Source organism: Paenibacillus forsythiae T98 (assembly GCF_000520735.1).
Lineage (GTDB): Bacteria > Bacillota > Bacilli > Paenibacillales > Paenibacillaceae > Paenibacillus_AQ > Paenibacillus_AQ forsythiae.
This window is the reverse complement of sequence record NZ_ASSC01000150.1, coordinates 1-8,207: the sequence shown is the minus strand read 5'-3', so window position 1 is coordinate 8,207 and position 8,207 is coordinate 1. Positions and strand designations below refer to the sequence as shown.

The window sequence follows — 8,207 nt, the reverse complement described above, 5'->3', positions numbered from 1 at the left end:
ATCCATCAATATGTGGACATCCAGAAGATGGCCTGGGCGAATGGGATTACTGCGGCTGTCATCCCGAAGGCGACGGCGGACATTGTAAAAGAGATGGCTCCGACCAATCCGAACAAATATACCGTGTCCATCGAGCATGAGGGAACAGACGGAGAGCTGACAGAGGCGCAGTTCCAGGCGACGGTCTGGTTGCATAAGCACATTGCCAGTGAGATTAACCGGATTTACGGCCGGGAGATTGTGCTGGACAGCAAGCGTGTCATCGGTCATTTTCAGGTTGATCCGGTTCGGAAGCCGTGTTGCCCAGGGCCAAAATTTCCGTGGTCGCGATTATACCAAGCACTTAAGGAGGATGACAAAGTGGCAAAAGATCAAGTCGTAGCAGTCAAAGTAAATGGAAAGAAAGTGGCTGACGGCGTGGTTGATGAGGGTACAACCTACATTCCGGCACGCGCCGTGGCAGAGGCGTTGGGGGCGACCGTAACCTATGACGCAGCGACTAAAACGGTGAACATCCTAAAAGAGGAAATGTAGCTTTATCCCCGTCATTCATCTCGCAGGCAATTTTGCAATTCGTCAACCCTTTCATCAATCGACTGCCATAAATTATCCCCCGCCGATTCTGACGAGTTTCAGCAAGTCCCGTCGTCCAGACACCTCGCTTACGTGTTAATTGATTCTTGGTATCCGTCTTTCATGTCATCAGCGGTCTCAAAATTAACCATCCTCTATCCGCAAGGCATCCGGCATGCCGCTCCCTCAGATTAAGAACATCCTCAAAGTGGCATAGGGTTACTGTCGGCTTTTTTCATTAATATAGATTTTTCATGCGGTTATTGGCAAGCAGCCTCATCGCTACAAGGCTTATTTTATAAGCGCTTTCAAAAGGGCGTGGTCAGCGTATTCATGCTGGCGATGCTCTTTCTTCATATGGCGTATGCCTTCCAAATGCTGATTGTGCCGGTAGTCATTTTACGGATGGGATTGATTACCTTGACCGCGCTGATACATTCAGGCAGGTACGACCAGTTTATCTATTTAAGACGGATTGACGGGAAAGGAGAAGGGAATGCTGACTCTGACACAGGTTCAAAATAAATCATCGACCCAAATGGCGGGCGGGGTTATGCATTCGGCGGCGGCTGCGCTGAGTGGCGGTTTATCTTAACAGTGTGAAAGCTGCTGCCGGTGTCCTTGATTAATTTTTTTCTAATAAATTTCCTTCTTTCCGATGAAAAGCCTCTCCTCTAATGTAAGCCCTATCCCGGTCATTTTATATGTATTTTAGAACGATATGAGCGATTTTCTCGATAATTTAATAAAAATGTAAAAAAATATAGCTGTATAAATAATCATTTTGATGTATAATCTTAAAAGACTATAGTGCTTTACCGTGAAAGAAAGTTGAAGATTTTCGAATCGTTTTATTGTATGATATGAGGAAAGCTCTAAACATGACTTGTGATGAGACATTCATACGGAAGAAGGATGGGGGGAACAGCATGACCGAACTTACGACTACCGCAAGCAAAGTCAATTCCAACAATCTGCTGCGGAGAGACGTACGGTTCCTGGGAAACATTTTGGGCGAGGTCTTGGTGCATCAAGGCGGCAACGAATTGCTGGAGATCGTGGAGAAGATTCGCGAGACCAGTAAGTCATTGCGCTCAGTGTGTTTACCTGAACTGCACAGCGAATTTAAGGAGTTAATCGACTCCCTGGATCCGGAGAACCGGCATCAGGTAATTCGGGCGTTTGCCATTTATTTTCAATTGGTGAATATCGCCGAACAGAATCATCGGATTCGCCGTAAAAGAGACTATGAGCGCTCGGCGGGTGAGACCGTACAGCCTGGTTCGATAGAGAGCGCTATTCAGGAACTCCGGGAACGGGACTTCACTCCTAAGGAAGTGTGGGAGATTGTTAACGGCCTCTCGCTGGAGCTCGTCATGACCGCCCACCCGACAGAGGCGATGCGCCGCGCCATTCTTGACATTCACAAGCGGATTGCCGACGATGTTACCGGTCTGGACAACCCGACATTGACCTTTAGGGAACGGGAGCAGCTGCGAGAGAAGCTGTTGAACGAGGTTATTACCTTATGGCAGACCGATGAACTGCGGGACCGTAAACCTACCGTGCTTGATGAAGTGCGCAACGGAATGTACTATTTCCACGAAACGATTTTTCATGTGCTGCCTGATGTGTATCAGGAGCTTGAACGGTGCCTCAGCAAATATTATCCGGGGCAGAATTGGCATGTTCCGACATATCTGCGGTTCGGTTCCTGGATCGGCGGCGACCGCGACGGTAATCCTTCGGTTACGGCCTCGGTTACTCTCCAGACGCTGAGAATGCAGCGCATACTGGCTGTACGTGAATATCAGCGGATTATGCGCGAGCTGATGCAGTACTTAAGCTTTAACACAAGCATTGTAAATGTGACGCCAGAACTGCTGGAGTCCATTGCTAAAGACCGTGCGACTATTAAACTGGACCGCATCGACGCTTGGCGTAACGACAACGAACCGTATCGGATCAAGCTCAGCTACATGATTTCGAAGACGCAGAACGTGCTGGACGATGAGAAAAGAGGAACATTGGAGTGCTACGCTTCACCGGCAGAGCTCATTAGCGATCTGAACGTCATCGACCGCAGCCTGCGGCATCACTTCGCTGATTATGTGGCGGACACGTACATCAAGAAGCTGATCCGCCAGGTGGAGTTGTTCGGCTTCCATACGGCGACGCTCGATATCCGCCAGCACAGCAAAGAGCATGAGAACGCCATGACGGAAATTCTGGCCAAGATGGAAATTACGCCGGATTATTCCAAGCTGTCCGAGCAAGAGAAGATTGAGCTTCTGGAGAAACTGCTTAACGATCCCCGGCCGCTAACCTCCCCGTACCAGGAGTACAGCGAGGGAACCGAGGAGTGTCTGGAAGTGTACCGGACGGTTTATAAAGCACAGGCGGAGTACGGCAAGCAGTGTATTACCAGCTATCTCATCAGTATGGCGGAGGCCGCAAGCGATATTCTGGAGGTCATGGTATTCGCCAAGGAAGTGGGGCTGTTCCGCCGGGATGCTGACGGCACCGTTGTCTGTACACTGCAGGCAGTTCCGCTGTTCGAGACGATTGATGATCTTCATGCGGCGCCGGATATCATGCGCACGATCTTCAATATGCCGATCTACCGTCAGGCGGTTGCGGCAATGAGCGATTTGCAGGAGATCATGCTTGGTTATTCCGACAGCAACAAGGACGGCGGCGTTGTGACCGCCAACTGGGAGCTGCGAGTGGCGCTGAAGGGACTCACGGCTATGGCCGACGAGTTCGGCATCAAGCTGAAGTTCTTCCACGGCCGCGGCGGAGCGCTCGGCAGAGGCGGAATGCCGCTCAACCGCAGTATTCTGGCCCAGCCGGCCTCCACCATCGGAGGCGGCATCAAGATTACCGAGCAGGGCGAGGTTCTCTCCTCGCGGTATGCCATGAAGGGCATCGCCTACCGCAGTCTGGAGCAGGCGACTTCCGCGCTGGTGATTGCGGCAATCAATGCAAGAACTCCGCACAGCGATCTTTACGATAGCAAGTGGGAAGAAATCTGCAGAGAAATTTCGGAGGTTTCGCTGAACAAATATCAGGATTTGATCTTCCGCGACCCGGATTTCCTGACCTTCTTCAAGGAATCCACGCCGCTTCCGGAAATCGGAGAGCTTAATATCGGCTCCCGTCCGTCCAAGCGCAAGAACAGCGACCGGTTCGAGGATCTGCGGGCAATTCCGTGGGTATTTGCCTGGACCCAGAGCAGATTCCTGCTGCCGGCCTGGTATGCGGCGGGAACGGGGCTGCAAAGCTTCTATCAAGGCAAGGAAGAGAACCTGAAAGTCCTCCAGCATATGTACGGAAATTTCTCCTTCTTTACGAGCCTGATCGATACGCTCCAAATGGCGATTGCCAAAGCGGATCTCATTATCGCGAGGGAGTATGCGGGGATGGGCAAGAATGAGGAGGCCCACAAACGGATTTACGGACAGGTCGAGGAAGAATTCCGCCTGACCTCGGAACTGATTCTGAAGATAACCGGTCAGCAGGACATTCTGGACAATGTGCCGGTCATTCAGGAGTCGATCCGGCTGCGCAACCCTTATGTCGATCCGCTCAGCTATTTGCAGGTGCAGCTGTTGACCGAGCTAAGAGCGCTGCGGGATAAGGATCAGGACGACCCTGAGCTGCTGCGCGAAGTGCTCCTTACGATCAACGGCATTGCCGCAGGTCTTCGCAATACCGGCTGATACTGCGGTCTGGCCCGTTTGTTAAAATATATGAGCCTGTCTTCCCTCGCGTGGAAGACAGGCTTTTTCACTGGCTTCCCGAACCTCGGAATCCCAAGATAAAGCCTTGATTTTTAACCGTTGTTGAATTACGATTTAAATGCTTGTACCGTGAATATAGTGGATGACGACATACCAAGGGCGGCAAGTTTGGGGGAGTTAACTGGTGGAGAATTTGGAAGGCAGGTTGACAAAGCTCGCTTTGAAGGGCGACCAAAGAGCATTTGCCGAACTTGTAGAATTATATAAAGACAAAATCTATCATCTAGGCTACCGGATGCTGAATAATCGCCATGAGGCGGAGGATATTGTCCAGGAGACGTTCTTGCGCGTTTATCGTAATCTGGACCGATACGACGACAATCAGAAATTCTCGACTTGGATATACCGGATTGCGACCAATCTGTGCATCGACCGTCTGCGCAAGCGCAAGCCTACCTATTCGCTGGATGCCGAGCTTGGCGATCAGGAGGGGACCGACGGGTATTCTCTTATTCCGAGCGATAATGTAACGCCTGAGAGTGAGCTTCTTCTTTCCGAGACGCAGAGAACGATCTACCAGGCGATTGACGAATTGCCCGTGAAATACCGCTCGGTCATGATTTTAAGGTATCTGCAGGATTTATCGCTTCAGGAAATCAGCGATGTGCTGGATATGCCCGTTACGACGATTAAGACCCGGGTACATAGGGGCCGGGAGTTTTTGCGCAAAAAATTAGGCCCGAGATTATAAAGAGACGGTTTATTTTTGTGAAACGCTTGTTGATCCTTGCGCGTATGTAAGTATAGCAAGCATTGTGCACCCGATATAAGGGTAATTAAATAGCATTAATGAAAGGATTGGCTCCTATGGAATGCAAACTGGCCGTCTCTATGATGCATGATTACTTGGATGACGACTTGCCCGGACAGCAGCAGCGGGACTTGAAGGAGCATCTTCTATCCTGTCCGGACTGCCGAGCAAAGTTCAAGGAATTGGAACAAACGGATATGCTGCTTTTTTCCCTTATGCACCAGAGTCCCGGCGTATCGGATGACCTTGTGGGACGCATTATGGGCGCGCTGCCGCCTTCCAGGAAGGAAAGGCGGTTTATTACCTGGATAAAGAAGCATCCCGCGCTTACCGCGGCCTCGGTGTTTCTGCTGGTCATGCTGATGAGCGCTGTCACCTTGTGGAAGCAGGATGGACAGCTTGTCGTGAAAGGCTCCGATCTCGATCAGGTCGTGATTCAGGGGGATACCGTTATCGTTCCTTCCGGCAAACGGGTTACCGGCGATCTTACGGTAGAGAACGGCAAGGCTCAAGTGTACGGGGAAGTGAACGGAAATGTGACCGTTATTGACGGTTCACTGTACCAGGCATCGACCGCCCATATTTCGGGCCAAGTCAAGAGCATCGACCAGGCACTGAGCTGGTTCTGGTATAAAGTCACCAATATGTTCTCCGACGTCGCTTACCGCTAATGCGAAGGGCGGCCTGGACCATAATGGACTGCCGCGCCTCTTTTTCTCGAAAAAGACGGCGCTTTTTTGATGTGCTTATTCAAGAAGACTTGAAATTGTGCTTGGAAATCCGATCTTTTTATGCTAAATCACGGGTTATTCAGCCTGTTTAAGCGTAAACTTGCAACATGGGCGTGAACGTTATACCCTAGATATGTTACACAATTAACAGACCTTTTACATAAACCCAGCTAATATGAACTGACGGGGGTTTTAACGCAATGAGCTATTTTACGGACCTTACCTGGAAGGATTCCATTAAAGACGTCATCGATATCCTGATCGTCAGCTATATTATATATAAAGTGCTTAATATGGTCCGCGGTACCCGCGCGATTCAGCTTCTGAAAGGGATTCTGGTACTCATAGTCATCTGGGCGTTCAGTACGCTGTTCGATCTGTACACGCTGAAATGGCTGATGAACCAAATGTTTACCTTCGGCGTGCTGGCCGTATTTATTATTTTTCAACCGGAGCTGCGGCGCGGGCTGGAGCAGCTTGGAAGGGGAAAGTTCTTTGGCCGGACGGCCGAGAGCGATGAGGCGGTGAGCAAATTAATCGGCGAAGTGATTAAAGCCGTGAATTATTTAGCCCGCAGAAGAATAGGGGCATTAATTGTTTTTGAGCGGGCAACCGGTCTTAACGAATATAAGGAATCCGGAATTCAGATGAACTCCATCGTAAGCTCCGAGCTGCTCATCAATATCTTCATTCCCAACACACCGCTGCATGACGGCGCGCTTATTATGCAGAGCAATCAGATCGCGGCGGCGGCCTGTTACTTGCCATTGTCCGAGAATCCGTTCATCAGCAAAGAGCTGGGCACACGGCACCGGGCGGGCATCGGAATCACCGAAGTAACGGACGCGGTGTCGGTCATCGTCTCTGAGGAGACGGGGCAGATTTCCCTTGCCATCAACGGTCAGGTGGTCAGGGATATCAAGGAAGAGTCGCTGATTTCCAAGCTCTACGAAGAGCTGCGAACCCATTCGGCGCTGGCGGAGAAGCGTAACTCCTTCTGGAAATGGAAGGGGGGCGGCACCAATGGATAAATGGATGAACAACAATAACTTCAACAAAGTGCTTGCGGTTGCCTTAAGCATCATTTTGTGGGCTATGGTCCATATTGACAGTGCTCCTACCGCCCAGTCGACTGGCCATCTGGAATCAAAAATCATCGAGAACGTCCCTATCCAGACCACGGGGGTGGATGAAGACAAGTATGTGATTTCCAAGGATGCGAATAGTGTGCGGATGGAAGTCATGGGGAAGAGCAGCGACATCAACTTTGTGTTCTCCGATGACTACAGAGTAACGCTTGATCTAAGCAAAGCGAAGCCTGGAACAAGTACAATACCGCTGAAATACTCGCTTCCCCGTGGGGTAGATCTGATATCGATTACCCCTAGGGAAGTTCATGTGCATATCGAAGAACGGAATACGAAATCATTTCCCGTAACGGTTATCGCCAAAGGGACGCCCGCTGACGGCTATCGGCTGGGAACACCGGTGGTAGAGCCCGCTACGGTCAAGGTTACGCTTGCTGCCAGCGAGCTGGCTCATGTGGCGAAGGTTCAGGGAACAGTTGAGGTGAATGGCGAGAATGAGGCCGTGACGGAGAAAAGAATGAAGCTCGCGGCATATGACGCCAAAGGCAACGAGATTAAAGATGCGGTAATTGAGCCCGCGTCTGTGTCTGTGGAAATCCCGATTACGCTGCCCTATAAAAGCGTACCGCTAAGAATCGGATATACCGGCAGTCTGCCTGATTCGCTTGTGCTGTCAAAGGTGACCCCGGAGGTGGACAGCGTTGTAATCTATGGGCAGGAGGCCGCGCTGGCATCCGTCGCTTCTTATGAAGCGACACTTGATCTTGGCTCCATCAACCGCGCCGGAACATCGACGATCAAGGCGGATCTGAAGCCGCCGGACGGCGCCCAGGAGATCGCTCCGAAATCTGTCAATGTCACGGTAGTGGCTTCCGAAGCTGCAGAGCGTACGTTGCGGGATATACCCGTAACGCTGGAGGGAGTGCGCAGCGGATTGTCGGCATCGATTGAAAGTCCGGCGGAGAGGACCATCTCCCTCACCCTCATTGGGGCAAGCTCACTGCTTGACCAGTTGAACAAGAACAATATTAAAGCGGTCGCGGATTTAAGCGGTCTTGGCGCGGGAAACCATATGGTGCTGCTTCAAATATCGCTTCCGAGCTTCGTTGAGCTGAGCAATGAGCAAAGACCGACTGTGACCGTTCAATTGTACAGTCCTGCTTCCTCGGCAGCTCCGTCTGCCACTCCGGCAAGCGGGACTGCGGCTTCGCCGGAACCGAGTACGGAGCCTGTCTCCGGCGGCGGAAGCGGGGGTGGGCCG

At 51.2% G+C, this 8,207-nt stretch carries 6 protein-coding genes; all 6 read left to right on the top strand.

Features of this window, described 5'->3' with window-relative positions; genetic code table 11:
- Nucleotides 1–534 (top strand): stalk domain-containing protein (locus L692_RS0105760; protein WP_025698014.1); only part of this gene is annotated, 534 nt, incomplete at its 5' end.
- A gap of 968 nt (nucleotides 535–1,502) precedes the next feature.
- Nucleotides 1,503–4,295, top strand: coding sequence for a phosphoenolpyruvate carboxylase (gene ppc / locus L692_RS0105750; protein WP_025698010.1), 2,793 nt, complete (start codon nucleotides 1,503–1,505; stop codon nucleotides 4,293–4,295).
- Between the two features lie 205 nt (nucleotides 4,296–4,500).
- Nucleotides 4,501–5,067 (top strand): RNA polymerase sigma factor SigW, encoded by a 567-nt coding sequence (gene sigW / locus L692_RS0105745; protein WP_025698008.1) that lies wholly within the window; start codon nucleotides 4,501–4,503, stop codon nucleotides 5,065–5,067.
- A 116-nt stretch (nucleotides 5,068–5,183) separates the two neighbouring features.
- A complete protein-coding gene (locus L692_RS0105740) occupies nucleotides 5,184–5,798 on the top strand; it encodes a zf-HC2 domain-containing protein (RefSeq protein WP_025698006.1) in 615 nt (204 codons plus the stop codon).
- 260 nt (nucleotides 5,799–6,058) lie between these two features.
- Nucleotides 6,059–6,889 carry a diadenylate cyclase CdaA gene (gene cdaA, locus L692_RS0105735; RefSeq protein WP_025698004.1) on the top strand — a complete coding sequence of 277 codons (831 nt, stop codon included), beginning with the start codon at nucleotides 6,059–6,061 and terminating at the stop codon, nucleotides 6,887–6,889.
- A partial coding sequence (locus tag L692_RS0105730; RefSeq protein WP_025698002.1) for a CdaR family protein occupies nucleotides 6,882–8,207 on the top strand: 1,326 nt, incomplete at its 3' end. The genes cdaA and L692_RS0105730, both read left to right, overlap by 8 nt.

Coding starts and splice junctions, on each gene's coding strand:
- ppc (WP_025698010.1), top strand. CDS start 1,503: ATGACCGAACTTACGACTACCGCAAGCAAAGTCAATTCCAACAATCTG.
- L692_RS0105740 (WP_025698006.1), top strand. CDS start 5,184: ATGGAATGCAAACTGGCCGTCTCTATGATGCATGATTACTTGGATGAC.
- cdaA (WP_025698004.1), top strand. CDS start 6,059: ATGAGCTATTTTACGGACCTTACCTGGAAGGATTCCATTAAAGACGTC.